The sequence below is a fragment of the Mesorhizobium escarrei genome, assembly GCF_935825525.1.
In the GTDB taxonomy this organism is placed as follows: domain Bacteria; phylum Pseudomonadota; class Alphaproteobacteria; order Rhizobiales; family Rhizobiaceae; genus Mesorhizobium; species Mesorhizobium escarrei.
In genome coordinates, this window is sequence record NZ_CAKXZT010000124.1 from 215,436 (window position 1) to 232,947 (window position 17,512).

Consider the following 17,512-nt stretch of genomic DNA (forward strand, 5'->3'; position numbering starts at 1 on the left):
CGTCCATGAACGACATCTCAAGGGATATCGACCCCGCCCTCATCGACCGCTTTGCGGTCATCGTCGGCGACAAATATGCGCTTCGTGACCAGCAGGATATCGTGCCTTACCTCACGGAGAGACGCGGCCTGTGGCATGGCAGGACGGCGCTGGTGCTGAGGCCCGGCAGCGTCGACGAGGTCAGCCGCATCATGCGGCTGGCGACCGAGACGGGAACGCCGGTCGTGCCGCAAAGCGGCAACACCGGGCTGGTCGGCGCGCAGGTGCCGGACACGTCCGGCCGCCAGATCGTGCTGTCGCTGTCGCGGCTGAACCGCATTCGCGAGATCGACGTCCTGTCCAACACGGTCACCGTCGAGGCCGGGGTCATCCTGCAGACGCTGCAGGAAGCGGCCGATGCCGCCGACCGCCTGTTTCCGCTGTCGCTTGCCGCGCAAGGCTCCTGCCAGATCGGCGGCAATCTCTCTTCCAATGCCGGCGGCACCGGCGTTCTCGCCTATGGCAATGCGCGTGAGCTGTGCCTCGGCGTCGAGGTGGTGCTGCCGACCGGCGAGGTGTTCGACGATCTGCGCAAGCTGAAGAAGGACAACACCGGTTACGATCTGAAGAACCTGTTCATCGGCGCGGAAGGCACGCTCGGCGTCATCACCGCGGCCGTGCTCAAGCTTTTCCCAAAGCCCAAGGGGGGCGAGGTGGCCTTTGCCGGCCTGTCGTCACCTGAGGCGGCACTGTCCCTGTTCAGCCTGGCGATGGATCGCGCCGGTGCTGCGCTCACTGCTTTCGAGCTGATCGGCCAGAGGCCCTACGATTTTACGCTTTTGCACGCGCCTGGCGTCGTGCGGCCGTTGTCCGGGGATTGGCCATGGTATGTGCTGATGCAGATCTCTTCGGGTCGCTCGGTGGAGGATGCGAGGGCCCTGATCGAGGAGGTGCTCTCAGTCGGCCTCGAGCAGGAGATCGTCGGCGATGCAGTGATTGCGGCGAGCATCGCGCAGGGCGACGCGTTCTGGAATTTCCGCGAGCTGCTGCCCGAGGCGCAGAAGCCCGAAGGCGCCTCGATCAAGCACGACATCTCTGTGCCGGTGGCGGCCATCCCGCAATTCATCGAAAAGGCAGCCGGCGCCGTTCAATCGGTCAGCCCCGGTGCGCGCGAGGTGTGTTTCGGCCACATGGGCGACGGCAATCTCCACTACAACATCTCCCGGCCGATCGGCGGCGATGACGAAGCGTTTCTCGGGCTGTATCACGCCATGAACAAGGCCGTGCACGATGTGGTGCGCAGCCTTCACGGCTCGATCTCGGCCGAGCACGGCATTGGCCAGCTGAAGCGGGATGAATTGATCGCGACAGCGCCGCCGATGGCGATCGAGCTGATGCGCAGGGTGAAGACGGCCTTCGACCCGGCCGGCATCATGAATCCCGGTAAGGTTATCTGATCCTTTCGCCGTCTTGTGAATGGTCGCATTCCGATAACCATCCTCTCGAGATCAGCAAAATTTAACCGACTTTCTTAAGCGCTGCGATAAGAAGCCCGCGCTAATGTTTCCCCACAACGAGGCTGGAAAAACCGGCCCGGAGAACCGGAAAACCGGCTCTCAGGAGAGACAGGAAAGGCACGATATGAACACTGGACTGAAGCCAGTCTGGGCCGGGCGCAATATGCGCCTCGACCCATTCCGCCTGCCGCAGGTGGTGAGCTACGCGACGCGCGACGACTATGGCGACGTTACCTTCACCATCGACCACCGTGGCGCCGTCATTCGGCGCGTGCTGGAGATGAGCGGCGTGCCGGCGTTCATCGCTCTGCCCGCCAACGCGTTTCGTGGCGTGGCAGCCCGCGCAATGGAGGATCCGGACGGCAATGTCACGGTGACGCTGGAGCTTCTGCACAATGATCCGATGCTGTCGGTGCCGCTGCTGGTGGCCGACGATCTCGAGGATGTCGCCGCCGACTGGCGCGCCTGGGCCGATGCATACCGTCTGCCGATGCTTTTGATCGAATCCGACGGCATCGCCCGCACCCTGGAGGAATCGCTTGGCACCGCCATCAAGACATTGCCGGCGCAGGACCGCCGCAGGGGTCGGCTTTCGACCAAGCGTCGTCCGCGCTTCCTCGCCCGCCGCAGGGCCGGCGACCTCGGCCTCAGGCTGGTGATCGGCGGCCAGGAGATCATCTCGCGCGAATAGTGCATGTCGCGCAAAAGTCCGTTGAAACGTGACGCGCTTAGTGTGTGTTGATATTCAGGTCAGGCCGAGCCGAAAATGGTGGCTTCCGGAGCGGAGCCGTACTTTTCGTACGTGAGCACCGGAAGCGCAGGAAGCCGCCGTTTGCAGGCCGGCATCCTGAGTATCGACATACCCTACACCAGCGGCTTCAGCGCCACCCATAACGCACCGCCGATCAGGCCGAGGAAGATCAGCCAGCCGACCTGGTTGTTCGACCTGAACAAAAGCATGCACTGGTCCGGATCGTCGATGTCGAGCACGGTGATCTGCCGCACCATATGGGCGCCGGCGGCGACCAGGCCGGCCAGCGCCGGCACCGGCGCCTGCGCCGCCGCGAAGGCGATGGCGAAGCAGACCAGCGCTCCGCCATAAAGCCCGACGAGCCAGATCCTGGTGTTGTCGCCGAACAGGCGTGCGGTCGAGCGCACACCGACGATGGCGTCGTCTTCCTTGTCCTGATGCGCATAGATCGTGTCGTAGCCGATCACCCACAGGATAGAGCCGATATAGAGCATCACGGGTGGGCCATCGAGATCGCCGAATTCGACCGCCCATCCCATCAGCGCACCCCAGGAAAAAGCAAGGCCGAGAACCAGTTGCGGCCAGTTGGTGTACCGCTTCATGAACGGGTAGATGGCGACGACGGCGAGCGAGCAGATGCCGAGCAGGACGGCAAAGCTGTTGAACTGCACTAGCACAGCCAGTCCAACCAGCGCCTGGATCACGAGAAACGCCCAAGCCTGCCGGCGCGTGACCTTTCCCGCCGGCAGCGGCCGCGAGCGCGTGCGTTCCACCTGGTTGTCGATGTCCTGGTCGACCAGGTCGTTGTAAGTGCAGCCGGCGCCGCGCATGGCGACGGCGCCGATCAGGAACAGCACGAGATACCATGGCGCCGGCAGCAGCGTGAGCAGGGGATCAGTAGGGCGTGGATAGGCACTCGCGGCAAGGGCTGCCGACCACCAGCACGGCCACAGCAGCAACTGCCAACCGATCGGCCGGTCCCACCGGGCAAGCTGCGCATAGGGCCATGTCAGGCGTGGCAGAATGCGGTAGACCCAGTGGCCGCTCGGCGCATCGGCGACGCGGCCCTGGGCTGTTTTCGACTGGATGGGTTCCATCGTGCTGAAGTGGCAGCAGCGGCGGAAAGCGTCAAGCCTCGTCGGCGACCTAGATCTTTTCGATGAGGGTCACGACTGGCAGGCTCTCGAAATGCTTGTCACAAGTCAGGAGCGTCGCGTCATGCGCCCGAGCGGTCGCGAAAATGATCGCATCTGCGGTTGCCAATTTGTGCTTCCGGCAGGCTTCGGCGGCGGCTAGGGCGATCTCCGTGTCAAGCGTGACCACCCTACAGACCTGCGTAAAGGCGATGGTCTGATCGGCTTTGTTTTCGCCCACTTCGCGAGTGAGCCATTTTGCGAGTTCCAACTGCACCATGGTCGGAACGAGCCAGTCGGCTCGCTCGGGCAGATGCTCGGCCACCTGCTCTCCAGTCGTGGAGCCTATCAGCCATTCGATCCAAGCCGAGGTATCGACGAGCACCATCAGACACGGTCCGACCGGTCGCGATATTCCGTCGCCGAAGCGCCCTTCGCCAGTCCCTTCAGCGCTTCCCGCTTCGGCACAGGGACGAGTAGCACGCCCGTTCCCTTCGGGATGAAGGCAAAGGTCAAACCCGCTTCCCAATGCTGGGCCGTCCGGATCGCCTTGGGAATCGATATCTGAAACTTCGAGGACAGGGTTGCAGTCTCCGACATTATCATACCCTCACTTGATCGATGCACAAAACGTAAGACGCAATTGGGGCCAATGCAAGGTGCAGTTGGAGCCCACGTTCCCGTGCGCAATTGCCGTCGAAGCACCCAAATGTCTTGACCCGTCGTCCGGGGCACAATAGCGCAGTCCGGATCGTGGAACGGCAAGGGACCTGGGCATGCGCGTATTGTTGATTGGCTCCGGCGGCCGCGAACATGCCTTGGCCTGGAAGATCGCGGCCTCGCCGCTACTGACCAAGTTTTACGCGGCGCCCGGCAACCCTGGCATCGGCCACGAAGCCGAACTGGTGACGCTCGACATTGCCGATCATGCGGCGGTGGCCCGGTTCTGCACGGAGAAAAAGATCGACCTCGTCGTGGTCGGGCCGGAAGGGCCGCTGGTCGCCGGCATTGCCGACGACCTTCGCGCTGAAAACATTCGCGTCTTCGGCCCGTCCAGGGCGGCGGCGCGGCTGGAAGGCTCGAAGGGTTTCACCAAGGATCTTTGCGCGAAATACGCCATCCCGACCGCCGCCTATGGCCGTTTCGGCGATCTGGCGTCGGCCAGGGCCTATGTCGAAAAGATAGGCGCGCCGATCGTCATCAAGGCCGACGGCCTCGCCGCCGGCAAGGGCGTTACCGTCGCCATGAATTTGGCCGAGGCGCTGGCAGCACTCGATGCCTGTTTCGACGGGTCCTTCGGACAGGCAGGCGCGGAGGTGGTGGTCGAGGAGTTTCTCACCGGCGAGGAGGCGAGCTTCTTTTGCCTGTGCGACGGCGTCACCGCGCTGCCATTCGGCACCGCGCAGGACCACAAGCGCCTCAGTGACGGCGACGTCGGCCCGAACACCGGCGGCATGGGGGCCTATTCGCCGGCCCCGGTGATGACGCCGGAGATGATCGACCGCACCATGCGCGAGATCGTCGAGCCGACCATGCGCGGCATGGCCGAACTTGGCGCGCCGTTCTCGGGCGTGCTGTTTGCCGGGCTGATGATCTCAGGCGAGGGGCCGAAGCTGATCGAATACAACACCCGTTTCGGCGACCCGGAATGCCAGGTGCTGATGATGCGGCTGAAGGACGATCTCCTGGTCCTGCTCAACGCTGCCGCCGACGGCCAGCTTGCACATACCTCAGTGCGCTGGCGCGACGAGGCGGCGCTCACCGTGGTTATGGCGGCAAGGGGTTACCCCGGCACCCCGGAAAAGGGCTCGGTCATCCGCGGCGTCGAACAGGCCGCAGGCGATGGCGTCGAGATCTTTCATGCCGGCACCGCCATCGACAATGACTCGCTGGTCGCCAATGGCGGCCGTGTGCTCGGTGTCACGGCGACCGGCGGCACGGTCGGCGAGGCGCAGCGACGAGCCTACGCCGCGCTCGACCGGATCGATTGGCCGCAAGGTTTTTGCCGCCGCGACATCGGCTGGCAGGCCGTGGCCCGCGAGCAGGCGCGCTGACTTACATGATTTAGCGGGGGCAAGATTAGCGGGGGCGACGATCCAGCTCGGTCGACGCAGTGCTGACCGGATCGGTGGGCGCGGCTTCAACGGCCGATGCGGAGGGCTTTTCCTTTCGCAGCCACGCCACATAGTCGGCGATCCGGCGACGCAGCACTGTCCCTACGGCAGGCATTTGCAAACTGCCGCGGAACTTGGACCAGCCCGCGCTGAACGCGGCGACAATTTCGGTGAAACTCGGCGGCGGCGCCACGGTCGCATAGGTAAGGGTGACATTGCCCGCAAGGCCGGCCGCCCGCGAGAGAGGCAGCGGTATCGAGGCGAGGTAATCTGGCTGCGCGTCGATCAGGCCGCCGAACGGCCATTGCGCGCGCAACGCGGCGGCATCCATCGGTGCGACATTGACATCGATGTCGTTGGGCGTGCCAGCCACCCGGTAGGGGCAGCGGAACCGGCCGCAATTGGCTTTTGCCGAAAACTGCCAGAGTGCGTAGGCTTGCCAGTTGCCCATCGGGAAATGCACGCCGATGTTGGGCTTGTAGCGCGCATACCAGAGCGGCAGCCGCGACAGCAGCCGGTACTTGTACTTGTTGTCGGCGATGTGCTTGGCGGTCTTGCCGTTAGTATAAAGCACCGGAAAACGGCCAATCCGCCGATGCACATGGCGGACGAATTCCTCTGCATCCTCGAGCGACATCCATTTCGTCGGGTCGTCATCCTCGATGTCGAGGGCGAGCAGGTCGTCCGGACCAGGTTTCGCGAAATTGATGAAATTATTGGCCTGTCCCACCGGGTTGCCGGGTCGGGCGAGGTGATAAGCGCCCCATTTCAGGCCGAGCGCCTTGGCCACCACCTTGCGCGTCTGGAACAGTTCCTGTGCCACCGCATGGCGCTTCCACAGCGCCTTGCAGAGCCGCGTCGCGGTCTCGTCGCCGAAACAGAAATATGCTGGCGGCATCCCGTCGGACGCCTTGTTGATGAAGCCGACGATGCGCTTGTCTGTGGCAAGCTCGGACCAATCGATGGGATTGTATTCGTAGGCGTCGATCACCAGCGCCCGGTCGGTATTCTTCCAGGGCTCGGAGAAGTCCGAGGCTTGTGCCGGCGCCAACGCCATTGTCATCGCGGTCGCGACGCCGAGGAGTCCTGGGCGGCGGAGAGGGTGCGCCGGCAGCTTCAAACAGCAGATCCTTGCTGGCCAAAGCCTGATCCTGAACCGCCATGGTTAAGGAAATGCTTTCGGCGGCCCGCGGCGACAGCCGCAATCGTGCCGGGGATGGCTTTGCTGGTCATCAACGCAGGGCGAGCGGCTGGAACGGGTCGGGCGCCGGCGCTTCCGGCAGCGTTCCCTCAGCCTGGCGCTTGCGGTGATGGGCCAGCGAGCATTGCGGCGAACACAGAATGCCGCGATCCGACCAATAGGCGGCCCCGTCCTCGATCTTGCCCCGATGGTGCCAAAAACCTGCCGCTCGATAGGGCAGGCCGCATTCGATGCAGCGATAGGCGTCAGGTCTGGCGAGCACGGGCGGTCCGATCCGGTATTCTTGATCTGTCGCCGGTCGACTTGTCCGGCTGTTTGCGGATTTTAGCGTGAACTGCTCCAATTGCAAAATCCGCGTGACAAAATTTGACGTTTACGTAAAAAGAAGGCGGGAGAGGCGACCAAAAAGCGAATGGTTTTTGTGTCGGCACGGATCTGCTGGCCTGGGACAGAGGAGGAGCGAGCGGCATGTACCGGGCACCAGTCGAGGAAATCGCCTTCACGCTGAAACATGTGGCGGGCTTGAAGCCGGCGCTTGACGCCGGCACCTTTGGCGACCTTGGCGAAGACGTCGTCGACGCAATTCTGGCGGAAGCCGGCCGCTTTGCCAGCGAAGAGGTCGCGCCGCTCTACAAGATCGGCGATGAACAAGGCGCGGTGCTGAGCGGCGCTGACGTCACCACGCCGCCCGGCTGGAAGGAACTTTATCGCCGCTGGATCGACGGCGGCTGGAACGCGCTGTCAGCGCCGGAGGAGTTCGGCGGCCAGGCGCTGCCGACCATGCTGGGCGTCGCCGCGCTCGAAATGTGGAACTCCGCCGCCATGGCCTTCGGCATCGGCCCAACGCTGACCATGGGCGCGGTCGAAGCGCTCGACAAGCATGCCTCACCGGCGCTGAAGGCCAAATACCTGGAAAAGCTCGTCTCAGGCGAATGGATGGGCACGATGAACCTGACCGAGCCGCAGGCGGGCTCGGATCTGAATGCCTTACGCGCCCGCGCCGAGCCGGCCGGCGACGGCACCTATCGCATCTTCGGCCAGAAGATTTTCATCACCTATGGCGAGCACGATTTCACCGACAACATCATCCATCTGGTGCTGGCGCGGCTGCCGGATGCGCCGGCCGGCACGCGTGGCCTTTCGCTGTTCCTGGTGCCGAAATTCCTTGTCGGCGACGACGGCGCGCTTGGCGCACGCAACGACGTCTTCTGCTCCGGGCTGGAGCACAAATTGGGCATCCACGCCTCGCCGACCTGCACCATGATCTATGGCGACGGTTTCGAAGGGCCCGTCCCCGGCGCGATCGGATGGCTGATCGGTGAGGAAAACAAGGGCCTGGCCTGCATGTTCACCATGATGAACAATGCGCGGCTCGCCGTCGGCATGCAGGGCGTTGCGGTCGCCGAAACGGCCACGCAGAAGGCGCTCGCCTACGCCAATGACCGCCGGCAAGGCAAGGCCGCGAGCTACAATGGCAACGGCATGGCGCCGATCGTCCATCACCCCGACGTGCAGCGCAATCTCCTGACCATGAAGGCGCTGACCCAGATTGCGCGCGCCATCAGCTATTGCTGCGCGCATGCCATTGACCACGCGCGCGTATCCGTCGGCGATGAAGCCATCCATTGGCAGGAGCGCGCCAATCTGCTGACGCCGCTGGCCAAGGCCTTTTCCACCGATGTCGGCGTCGAGGTCGCCTCGCTCGGGCTGCAAGTTCATGGCGGCATGGGATACATCGAGGAGACGGGCGCGGCAGCACTTTATCGCGACGCGCGCATCGCGCCAATCTACGAAGGCACCAACGGCATCCAGGCGATAGACCTGGTGGCGCGCAAGCTGCCGCTTGGCGGCGGCGATCATGTGCATGACTACATCGCCGAACTGAAAGCCGTCGCCAATCAAGTGCGGACCTCGAATCTTCAAGGTTTTGGCCGCACCGCCGATGGCCTCGACCAGGCACTCGACGATCTCAGCCAGGCGTCGCGCTTCCTGCAAGGGCTGCTCGCCGACGGCCGCTCGGACGCGGCGCTGGCCGGCGCGACGCCATATCTGAGGCTGATTTCGCTGGCAGCGGGCGGCGCCTATCTGGCGCGCGGCGCGCTTGCCGACCAAAGCCGCATCGCCGTTTGCCGCTTCTTCACCGAAAACCTCCTTGGCGAGGCAGGTGCGCTGAAGGAGCGCGTCATCGGCGGCGCCGACAGCCTTGCCGCTGCCGGCAAGACACTGATTTCTCCCTAACAGCCACCAGGTTGACGTTTCACAAAAGCCCGGCGTTTCACAAAGGACCACCCGTGACAGACCACATCCTCGTCGAGCGCCAGGGCGCCATCCAGATCATCCGCATGAACCGTCCGGACAAGAAGAACGCCTTGACGCGGGCCATGTATGCGAAAATGTCCAAAGCGCTTGCCGAGGGCGATGCCGATCCGGCCATCCGCGTCCATGTCTTCCTCGGTGTTTCAGGCGCCTTCTCGTCGGGCAACGACCTCGCCGATTTCATGGTCGTCGCCACCGGCGGAGAGGGCGGCACCGAAGTCTGGGATTTCCTGATGGCGCTGGCCAGGGCGGAAAAACCGATGGTTTCCGGCGTCGACGGCATTGCGGTCGGCATCGGCACCACGCTCAACCTGCATTGCGACCTGACCTTCGCCACGCCGCGCACAATGTTCCGCACGCCCTTCGTCGATCTCGGCCTGGTCCCAGAGGCGGGGTCGAGCCTGCTTGCGCCGCAGATTCTCGGCCGGCAGGGCGCCTTCGCGCTGCTTGGCCTCGGCGAAGGATTTTCGGCCGAGCGGGCGAAAGCGGCCGGGCTGATCTACGCGGTGGTCGAGGAGAACGAGCTCGAAGCCTCCGTCCTGGCAGCGGCCAGCCAGATCGCGGCCAAGCCGCCGCAAGCGCTGAAGATCGCGCGTGACCTGATGCGCGGCTCGCGTGAAGACCTCGTTGCCCGCATCGGCCAGGAAAGCGAGCATTTCCGCGAGCGGCTCAAATCCGACGAGGCCCGCGCTGCGCTGACGGCCTTCATGGCCAGGAAGAAGGGATAGCTGGCGTTACTAGAGAGTCTGGCATATGTCATGCACATGCATTACATTGTCTGCTGGAAGAGACTGCCATGCCGTCGAACGCACTGGTCCAGACCCGAATTGACGCTGAGGTGAAGGAACGCGCCACGGCGGTTCTGGAAAACATGGGGCTCACGGTTTCCGATGCCGTCCGCATCTTGTTGACGCGCACCGCGAATGAGGGCGCCTTGCCGCTCGAACTCGTCAGCAACAGTGACGCCCACGATGCCTGGTTCCGAGCGAAAGTTCTGCAGGTGCTCGAGGATATCCGGCCGGACGTTGAAGACGCCGATGCCGAATCCCATTTTGCTGGACGGCGGGCGGCAGCGCTTCGCAAGGCGGAGGCAGGTGAGTCTTGAGGCTGGTCAGGGCGCGGTTTGTGCTCTCCGATCGCGACGACATTTTCACGTGTATCGAAGCCGAAAATCCCTGAGCGGCCGTTGATCTTGTTGCCTGCATCGACCAGGCGATCATTTCCGCGACTTGACGTATTTTCCGGCAACAGCGGCGACATCACTGTCGCTGGCAAAATCGCCGCGCTCGGCGTCGGCCAATCCGGCCTCTAACTCGGCGAGTTGCCATTCCTCACGGGCTACGAAGTCCTCAATGGCCTGCGCGGCCACATAGGAGCGCGAGCGGTCGAGCTTTTCGGCAAGCTGGTCAAGCCTGGTTGCAGTTTCGTCCGGGACGCGCACGGTAAAAGCCGCCATGGAAAGAACTTTCATTTGGTTCACTATGATTATTGGTGAACCAAGGTGGTTCGGCAAGGATTGCTCAGGCTCCCTGGTGAAGCTGCTTAAGGGACCACCCGCTCAGGGATAAAGCCTTGTCTTGTCCCAGCCGCCCTCAGCGTTGCGCGAGAAAACAATGCGGTCATGCAGCCGGAAAGGCCGGTCGTGCCAGAACTCGATCGTCTGCGGCACGATGCGGAAACCCGACCAGTGTTTCGGCCGTGGGATCTCGCCGATCGCATGGCGCGCCGTGTATTCGGCGACGGCTTTTTCCAGTGCAAAGCGGCTCTCCAGCGGCCGTGATTGCTTCGACGCCCATGCCCCGATGCGGCTGCCGCGCGGACGCGTCGCGTAATACGCGTCCGCTTCCGCCTCCGTAACGATCTCCACCGGCCCGCGCGCGCGCACCTGCCGGCGCAGCGATTTCCAGTGAAAGCACATCGCCGCCTTCATGCTGCCAAGAATCTCGCGGCCTTTGGCGCTCTCGAAATTCGTATAGAATACAAATCCGCTTTCATCGAACCCCTTGAGCAGCACCATCCGCACATTCGGCATGCCCTCGGCATCGACGGTCGCCAGCGCCACGCTGTTGGAATCGTTGATCTCACTCTTCGTCGCGTCGTCGAGCCATGCGGCAAACAGGCGGAATGGCTCGGCAGCCTCGGCAAAGTCACCGCTTGTTAACTCAGTTTCGCTCATAGTTTTTCCAAATTCTATTGCCGGCCGGGGGAGATTGCCGATTGTCGCGCATCGCGCAACTTTTTGACAGCAGGCAATGGAGCCTAATCGCTTCGGCCAACGCGCAGGTTGCGGTCAAGGCCGCAGCGATCGTGCTGGTCGCCTTGCCGCTTGCCGCCTGCGGTGCCGGCGGCTTCAGTTTGGAGCAGGCAGAGGTCGACCGTACGATCCTCACCAGCAGCACGCCTGCTTCTGTCTTGCCGGTTGACCAGGAACGCGCCTCGGACCAGGCGACGATCCGCAACGCGGTGTCTTCAGCCGATATCCAGGAACTTGGCGGGCAGGCCGTCCCCTGGGCGAATTCCGATACCGGTTCGCGCGGCTCGATCACCGAACTGGCGGAGTCCAGGGACAACGGCCAGCTTTGCCGCCGCTTCACCGCCTCACGCGAAAGCTTCGACGGCGTCGCCCTGTTCAAGGGCGAGGTGTGCCTGGCCGGCGCCGGCGCCTGGCGAATGCAGGACTTCAAAGCGCTCTGATTTTCCGCCATCATATGACCGTAAGCTACTGGAATTTCTTCCTATGCGAGCGCATATAGATGGCAATCGTGGACTCACTCCTTCCCCAGGACAGGAAGCATGCGCGACCCCTATGAGGTGCTGGGCGTTGCCAAGAACGCATCGGCCAAGGATATAAAATCGGCATACCGCAAACTCGCCAAGGAGTATCATCCGGACCAGAATCCGGATCCCAGGGCGAAGGAGCGGTTTGCCGCGGCCAACCAGGCTTACGAGATTGTCGGCGACGAGAAGAACCGTGCGGCTTTCGATCGCGGCGAGATCGACGCCGAGGGCAAGCCGCGCTTTCAAGGCTTCGAGGGCGCCGCCGGCGGCGCCGATCCGTTCGCCGGTTTTCGCCGGCAGCAAGGGCCGGGCGGCTCGCGTTTCGAGTTTCGCTCAAGCCGTCCGAGCGGCGATCCGTTCGACGGCAGCAGCGACATCTTCAGCCAGATTTTCGGCGAGACCTTCTCTCGCGGCGCCGGCATGGGCGCCGGCCGGCAGGCGCCGTCCGGCGCCGACCTGAACGTGACGCTCGACATCACCATCGAAGAAGCGGCGACTGCTGAGAAGGTAACGGCGATGTTCCCCGACGGGCGCAAGGTCGCCGTCAAGCTGCCAGCCTATGTCGAGGACGGCCAGACCATCCGACTGAAAGGCCAGGGCGAGCATGGGCCGGGGCAACCGGGCGATGCGCTGGTCAAGATCCGTTTCCGGCGGCATCCCCGCTACCGTGTCGAAGGCCGCGACCTTCATGCCGACCTGCCGGTTGCGCTGGCGGATGCGGTGCTGGGTGCCAAGGTGGCGGTCGAAACGCCGACCGGCAAGGTTGCAGTCAATGTTCCCGCCTGGTCGAGCTCGGACAAGGTCCTGCGGCTGAAGGGCAGGGGCCTGCCGGAAAAAGTCGGCGGTCACGGCGATCTCTACGCGCATGTGCGGCTGATGCTGCCTGAGGGTGGCGACAGCGATCTCGAAGCATTGATGCGCAACCGCAGACGCTAGCCCGGATTTCTCGGCTTGCGCGTCAAAGGCGCGCTGCGCCGCAAACGCCCTTGTCTCTCATCTGTCCGTTTTGAACGCTTGAAGGGGCTCTGTGCCTGTGCGATAGCCACTTCACGAAGCAGAAAATCTTGCGGAGAGCGCTCACATGGCGGGTGGACAAGGCATTATGGCCGGCAAGCGCGGGCTTGTCCTGGGCGTCGCGAACAATCGGTCGATCGCCTATGGCATCGCCAAGGCCTGCGTCGACCACGGCGCCGAGATCGCGCTGACCTATCAGGGCGAGGCGTTCAAGAAGCGCGTCGAGCCGCTGGCGGCGGAACTCAACGCCCATGTCGCCGGCCATTGCGATGTGACCGATCCGACAACGCTCGATGCGGTCTTCGACGACATCGCCAAGCATTGGGGCAAGCTCGATTTCCTCGTCCACGCCATCGCCTTTTCCGACAAGGACGAGCTGACAGGCCGCTATGTCGAGACGACGCGCGACAATTTCCTGCGCACGATGGACATTTCGGTGTTTTCCTTCACCACCATCGCCAAGCGCGCCGAGGCGCTGATGACCGATGGCGGCTCGCTGCTGACGTTGACTTATTACGGTGCGGAAAAAGTGATGCCGCACTACAACGTCATGGGTGTTGCCAAGGCAGCGCTCGAAGCCAGCGTGCGCTATCTGGCCGTCGACCTTGGCGCCAAGAAAATCCGCGTCAACGCCATCTCCGCCGGTCCGATCAAGACGCTGGCAGCCTCCGGCATCGGCGATTTTCGCTACATCTTGAAGTGGAACGAATACAATTCGCCGCTAAAGCAGACGGTGACGCAAGAGGAGGTCGGCGATTCCGCGGTCTATTTCCTTTCAAACCTTTCACGCGGCGTCACCGGCGAGGTCCACCATGTCGATTCCGGGTACCATGTCGTCGGCATGAAGGCGGTCGACGCGCCTGATATTTCGACCGTCAAGGAATAGACCCGCCTCGAATATACTCTCCCGCCTCCAGCCTGCTCTCGACAGCTCTCCGGATGACCTGATGTATCCGCTCGTCTACATCGCGCGCCATGGCCAGACGGTGTGGAACGCCGAGTCCCGGCTGCAAGGACAGGCCGACACCGATCTCAACCCGCTTGGCCGCGAGCAGGCGACCCGCAATGGCCATCGACTGGCCGAATTCGTTCATAACCCCGAAGATTTCGATTTTGTCGCCAGCCCGATGCGGCGAACGCGTGAGACCATGGAACGCATTCGCATGGCGATGGGGCTCGATCCCCAAGCTTACCGCACCGATCCGCGGCTCGTCGAAATGAGTTTCGGAGATTGGCAGGGGTTCACCTTTCCCGAACTCGAGGCCCGGCATCTCGGCTCGGCCAGGGAGCGGCGCCTCGACAAGTGGAATTTCCTGCCGCCCGGCGAGGGCGCCGAAAGCTATCAAATGCTGCTCGAACGGGTAAAGCCGTGGTTCGACGCGCTGGACCGCCAGACAGTCTGCGTGACCCATGGCGGCGTCGTGCGCGCCTTATTTCGAATGGTGCTGGGAATGCCCGAGAAAGAAGCCGCAAAGCTGAATGTGCCGCACGATCGCTTGCTCAGGCTGCAGGGCCGACGCTTGGAGTGGCTCTAAGAGACCGTTTGGAAACTCTACTCTGGCGGCCATCTGATGGCGTTTTCTGCGCTTCCGGTGCTCACGGACCAGCGCATGACCCCGGAAACCGATTTCGGTTTCCGGAAAAGGATCATGCGGAAGTGCAAAGTGTTAGAGCGTCCTTGCGCGTCCAATTGGACGCGCAGCGCTCTAATGTCCGCTACGCGCCGGTTCTCGAAACCACCACCATATAACTCGCTTGAATGGGTTGGCCGGAAAGCCTCTATTCGGTTGAATCGCTGTCCGGCAATTGCATGTCGGTGATGATGTTCTCGCCGTTTGCCTCGTCGTAGGCGATCACGATGTCCATGCCGGGTTTCAGCGCTTCGAGATCCGTTTCGGCGTTCAGCTTGTAGGATTTGCCGTCGTCGAGTGTCAGCGTCAACGTGTCCTTGTCGATCTCCTTGATCAGCCCTTCCGTTTGGCCGGCAAAGGCGGCGGTGGAAATCAGCAAAGTCGCGGCAACGGCGCCGATCAGGATACGCATCATCGTCCTCTTATCATTGCGCCGGCTCAGTGGCGGCGGGTGTTCAACAGACGGTGTTCAACAGACGGGTCGAGGGAAGCAGAAACCAACCGAATGTGTCAAAACTAAATCCGCCAGATCACAGTTTGACCACTGCGGAAAACGCCAATAGAACGCAGCTACTGCGCCGCGCGTCCTGACACAGAAACGACGCTGTGGCACTTTTGATTTTGCGCATGATCCTTTCCAGAATCGCTCCGGTTTTCGGGGTCATGCGCTAAGCCGGGTCGATGCCGGCAGGGCTGGTTTTCATGTCTCACAATACGTTTGGCCATCTTTTCCGCGTCACCACCTGGGGCGAAAGCCATGGCGTAGCGCTCGGCTGCGTGGTCGACGGCTGTCCTCCCGGCATCCGCTTCACGCGCGCTGAGGTCCAGGCCGAACTCGACAAGCGCCGCCCGGGTCAATCGCGTTTTGTGACGCAGCGTCGCGAACCCGACGAGGTCAATATCCTGTCCGGCTTCATCCTAGACGACGACGGCGAGACCATGATCACCACCGGCACGCCGGTGTCGATGCTGATCGAGAACGTCGACCAGCGCTCCAAGGACTATGGCGAGATCGCCCGCCAATACCGGCCGGGTCATGCCGATTATACCTACGACACCAAATACGGCCTGCGCGATCATCGCGGTGGCGGCCGTTCTTCGGCCCGCGAGACGGCGGCGCGGGTGGCGGCCGGAGCCTTGGCCCGCAAGGTCGTGCCCGGCATGATCGTGCGCGGCGCGCTGGTGTCGATGGGAGAAAAATCGATCGACCGCGCCAACTGGAACTGGAATTTCGTTGGCGATGCCGAAAATCCATTCTTCACACCCGATCCGGCATCGGTCGCCGTCTTCGCCGCGTATCTTGACGGCATCCGCAAGGCGGGTTCATCGGTCGGCGCGATAATTGAGATCGTCGCCGACGGGGTTCCGGCAGGCCTGGGCGCGCCGATCTACGCCAAGCTCGACCAGGACATTGCCTCGGGCTTGATGTCGATCAATGCCGTCAAGGGTGTCGAGATCGGCAACGGCTTCGAGGCCGCCCGCATCACCGGCGAAGAAAATGCCGACGAGATGCGTATGGGCAATCACGGAAAACCGGTCTTCCTGTCCAACAATGCGGGCGGCATCCTCGGCGGAATCTCGACCGGCCAGGCGATTGTCGCGCGCTTCGCCGTCAAGCCGACCTCGTCGATCCTGACCCCGCGAAAGTCGATCGACAAGGACGGCAATGACGTCGAGATCATGACCAAGGGCCGCCACGATCCGTGCGTCGGCATCCGCGCAGTGCCGATCGGCGAGGCGATGGTTGCCTGCGCGATCGCCGATCACTATCTGCGTCATCGGGGACAGACAGGGAAGGGAGTAGGGGAGTAGGGCAGCAGGGCAGTATATTATCCCGCCGAAGCAGCCAATTTTTTCCTTTTCCCTAATCCCTTACTGCCTTACTGCCCTACTGCCCTATTCCCTGCGAACGAAGCGAGCGTCCATGCCTTACGACCAGAAGAAGATCGTTGAAGCCCTGCGCGCCTTCGAACGCGGCGAGATTGTCGTCGTCATGGACGATGACGGGCGCGAGAACGAGGGCGATCTGATCGTCGCGGCCGTCCATTGCACGCCGGAAAAGATGGCGTTCATCGTCCGCAACACCTCCGGCATCGTCTGCACGCCGATGCCGCGCGACGAGGCCAAGCGCCTCAACCTGTCGCCGATGGTCGCCGACAATGACTCGGCCCACACCACCGCCTTCACCGTCAGCGTCGATTTCAAGCACGGCACCACGACGGGCATTTCGGCCGACGACCGCACATTGACGGTGCGAAACCTTGCCAACGGCAATGTCGGCGCCTCCGATTTCGTCCGCCCGGGCCACATCTTTCCGCTGATTGCGCGCGAAGGCGGCGTGCTGATGCGTTCGGGCCATACCGAAGCGGCCGTCGATTTGTGCAAGCTTGCCGGCCTGCCGCCGGTCGGTGTCATTTCCGAGCTGGTCAATGATGACGGCACGGTGATGCGCGGCCCGCAGGTGCAGGCCTTCGCCGAAAAGAACGGTTTGAAGCAGGTTTCGGTCGCCGACCTCATCGCCTATCGGCAGCGCAAGGAAACGCTGGTCGAGCGTGTCGCCTGTTCGGAGATCGACACGCCCGGCGGCAAGGCGCAGGTCTTCACCTATACGCTGCCCTGGGACTCGATGCACCATGTGGCGATCGTGTTCGGCGACATCCGCGACGGCGAGGAGGTGCCGGTGCGGCTGCATTCCGAGGATGTCGTGACGGACGTCTTCGGCACCGGCCACAGGCTGGACGGCATCATGAAATCGATGGGCGAGCGCCGCCGCGGCGTCATCGTTTATCTGCGCGAAGGCTCCGTCGGCGTCGCCCATCAGGAGCGCAACCGACCGGCCGCCGGCGACCGCGAGGACCATGAAGAGGCGCGCCGCCGCGAAAACGAATGGCGCGAGATCGGCCTCGGCGCGCAAATCTTGAAGGATCTGGGCATTTCCTCGATCAACCTGATCGCCTCGCGCGAACGCCACTATGTCGGCCTCGAAGGCTTCGGCATCCATATCGCCAACACCGAAATTCTCTGAGGCTGGCTTAGCGGATCGCCGGCATGCGTCCGGTCCCGCTTGGGACCGGACGC

At 63.0% G+C, this 17,512-nt stretch carries 20 protein-coding genes; 12 read left to right on the top strand and 8 right to left on the bottom strand.

Annotated features, from left to right (window positions below; all coding sequences use genetic code 11):
* Window positions 1-5 precede the first annotated feature (5 nt).
* Complete coding sequence (locus NMG80_RS15380; RefSeq protein WP_254018872.1) at window positions 6-1,436, top strand: FAD-binding oxidoreductase; 1,431 nt, start codon at window positions 6-8, stop codon at window positions 1,434-1,436.
* Window positions 1,437-1,620: 184 nt separating this feature from the next.
* Window positions 1,621-2,187 carry a DUF6101 family protein gene (locus tag NMG80_RS15385; RefSeq protein WP_254018873.1) on the top strand — a complete coding sequence of 189 codons (567 nt, stop codon included), beginning with the start codon at window positions 1,621-1,623 and terminating at the stop codon, window positions 2,185-2,187.
* A gap of 173 nt (window positions 2,188-2,360) precedes the next feature.
* Here NMG80_RS15385 and ubiA read toward each other — a convergent pair whose 3' ends face one another.
* From ubiA to NMG80_RS15400, 3 genes are read right to left on the bottom strand one after another with little or no spacing between them, the layout of a single operon-like run.
* Window positions 2,361-3,344: a 4-hydroxybenzoate octaprenyltransferase gene (gene ubiA / locus NMG80_RS15390; protein ID WP_254018874.1), complete on the bottom strand. Its 984-nt coding sequence runs from the start codon at window positions 3,342-3,344 to the stop codon at window positions 2,361-2,363.
* Between the two features lie 49 nt (window positions 3,345-3,393).
* Complete coding sequence (locus NMG80_RS15395) at window positions 3,394-3,768, bottom strand: type II toxin-antitoxin system VapC family toxin (RefSeq protein ID WP_254018875.1); 375 nt, start codon at window positions 3,766-3,768, stop codon at window positions 3,394-3,396.
* Window positions 3,768-3,986: an AbrB/MazE/SpoVT family DNA-binding domain-containing protein gene (locus tag NMG80_RS15400; RefSeq protein WP_274609405.1), complete on the bottom strand. Its 219-nt coding sequence runs from the start codon at window positions 3,984-3,986 to the stop codon at window positions 3,768-3,770. The genes NMG80_RS15395 and NMG80_RS15400 overlap by 1 nt, the downstream gene beginning before the upstream one ends.
* Before the next feature lie 170 nt (window positions 3,987-4,156).
* On the opposite strand from NMG80_RS15400, the gene purD reads away from it, so the two are divergent.
* Entirely contained in the window at window positions 4,157-5,434 is a 1,278-nt protein-coding gene (purD, locus tag NMG80_RS15405) for a phosphoribosylamine--glycine ligase (RefSeq protein WP_254018876.1), read from the top strand.
* A gap of 25 nt (window positions 5,435-5,459) precedes the next feature.
* Here the strand turns inward: purD and NMG80_RS15410 are convergent, their stop codons facing one another.
* Both NMG80_RS15410 and NMG80_RS15415 read right to left on the bottom strand, forming a co-directional pair.
* Window positions 5,460-6,551, bottom strand: a complete 1,092-nt coding sequence (locus NMG80_RS15410) for a glycoside hydrolase family 25 protein (RefSeq protein ID WP_436798622.1) — start codon at window positions 6,549-6,551, stop codon at window positions 5,460-5,462.
* Between the two features lie 175 nt (window positions 6,552-6,726).
* Window positions 6,727-6,957 carry a hypothetical protein gene (locus NMG80_RS15415; protein ID WP_254018878.1) on the bottom strand — a complete coding sequence of 77 codons (231 nt, stop codon included), beginning with the start codon at window positions 6,955-6,957 and terminating at the stop codon, window positions 6,727-6,729.
* Between the two features lie 206 nt (window positions 6,958-7,163).
* Here NMG80_RS15415 and NMG80_RS15420 point away from each other — a divergent pair, with 206 nt between their 5' ends.
* From NMG80_RS15420 to NMG80_RS15430, 3 genes are all read left to right on the top strand, one after another.
* Window positions 7,164-8,933, top strand: a complete 1,770-nt coding sequence (locus NMG80_RS15420) for an acyl-CoA dehydrogenase family protein (protein ID WP_254018879.1) — start codon at window positions 7,164-7,166, stop codon at window positions 8,931-8,933.
* Window positions 8,934-8,986: 53 nt separating this feature from the next.
* Window positions 8,987-9,739 (top strand): crotonase/enoyl-CoA hydratase family protein, encoded by a 753-nt coding sequence (locus NMG80_RS15425; RefSeq protein WP_254018880.1) that lies wholly within the window; start codon window positions 8,987-8,989, stop codon window positions 9,737-9,739.
* A 68-nt stretch (window positions 9,740-9,807) separates the two neighbouring features.
* Window positions 9,808-10,116: a type II toxin-antitoxin system RelB/DinJ family antitoxin gene (locus NMG80_RS15430; protein ID WP_254018881.1), complete on the top strand. Its 309-nt coding sequence runs from the start codon at window positions 9,808-9,810 to the stop codon at window positions 10,114-10,116.
* A 111-nt stretch (window positions 10,117-10,227) separates the two neighbouring features.
* On the opposite strand, the gene NMG80_RS15435 is transcribed toward NMG80_RS15430, so the two are convergent.
* Together NMG80_RS15435 and pdxH are read right to left on the bottom strand one after the other, a co-directional pair.
* Window positions 10,228-10,467 carry a CopG family ribbon-helix-helix protein gene (locus NMG80_RS15435; RefSeq protein WP_254018932.1) on the bottom strand — a complete coding sequence of 80 codons (240 nt, stop codon included), beginning with the start codon at window positions 10,465-10,467 and terminating at the stop codon, window positions 10,228-10,230.
* 102 nt (window positions 10,468-10,569) lie between these two features.
* On the bottom strand, window positions 10,570-11,187 hold the full coding sequence (gene pdxH / locus NMG80_RS15440; RefSeq protein WP_254018882.1) for a pyridoxamine 5'-phosphate oxidase: 618 nt from the start codon (window positions 11,185-11,187) through the stop codon (window positions 10,570-10,572).
* A gap of 41 nt (window positions 11,188-11,228) precedes the next feature.
* Here pdxH and NMG80_RS15445 point away from each other — a divergent pair, with 41 nt between their 5' ends.
* The 4 genes from NMG80_RS15445 to NMG80_RS15460 all read left to right on the top strand — a co-directional run bounded on the left by NMG80_RS15445 (window position 11,229) and on the right by NMG80_RS15460 (window position 14,338).
* Window positions 11,229-11,705 carry an RT0821/Lpp0805 family surface protein gene (locus NMG80_RS15445; protein WP_254018883.1) on the top strand — a complete coding sequence of 159 codons (477 nt, stop codon included), beginning with the start codon at window positions 11,229-11,231 and terminating at the stop codon, window positions 11,703-11,705.
* Window positions 11,706-11,804: 99 nt separating this feature from the next.
* On the top strand, window positions 11,805-12,725 hold the full coding sequence (locus NMG80_RS15450) for a DnaJ C-terminal domain-containing protein (RefSeq protein WP_254018884.1): 921 nt from the start codon (window positions 11,805-11,807) through the stop codon (window positions 12,723-12,725).
* 145 nt (window positions 12,726-12,870) lie between these two features.
* Window positions 12,871-13,689, top strand: a complete 819-nt coding sequence (gene fabI / locus NMG80_RS15455; protein WP_254018885.1) for an enoyl-ACP reductase FabI — start codon at window positions 12,871-12,873, stop codon at window positions 13,687-13,689.
* Window positions 13,690-13,750: 61 nt separating this feature from the next.
* Window positions 13,751-14,338, top strand: a complete 588-nt coding sequence (locus NMG80_RS15460; protein WP_254018886.1) for a histidine phosphatase family protein — start codon at window positions 13,751-13,753, stop codon at window positions 14,336-14,338.
* A gap of 244 nt (window positions 14,339-14,582) precedes the next feature.
* Here the strand turns inward: NMG80_RS15460 and NMG80_RS15465 are convergent, their stop codons facing one another.
* Window positions 14,583-14,846: a DUF1344 domain-containing protein gene (locus NMG80_RS15465; protein WP_254018887.1), complete on the bottom strand. Its 264-nt coding sequence runs from the start codon at window positions 14,844-14,846 to the stop codon at window positions 14,583-14,585.
* Between the two features lie 290 nt (window positions 14,847-15,136).
* Between NMG80_RS15465 and aroC the strand changes: the two genes are divergently transcribed.
* Complete coding sequence (aroC, locus tag NMG80_RS15470; protein ID WP_254018888.1) at window positions 15,137-16,246, top strand: chorismate synthase; 1,110 nt, start codon at window positions 15,137-15,139, stop codon at window positions 16,244-16,246.
* Window positions 16,247-16,358: 112 nt separating this feature from the next.
* The gene (ribB, locus tag NMG80_RS15475) at window positions 16,359-17,459 is read left to right on the top strand and encodes a 3,4-dihydroxy-2-butanone-4-phosphate synthase (RefSeq protein ID WP_254018889.1); all 1,101 of its coding nucleotides are present in this window, start codon (window positions 16,359-16,361) and stop codon (window positions 17,457-17,459) included.
* The last annotated feature ends 53 nt before the right edge of the window (window positions 17,460-17,512 follow it).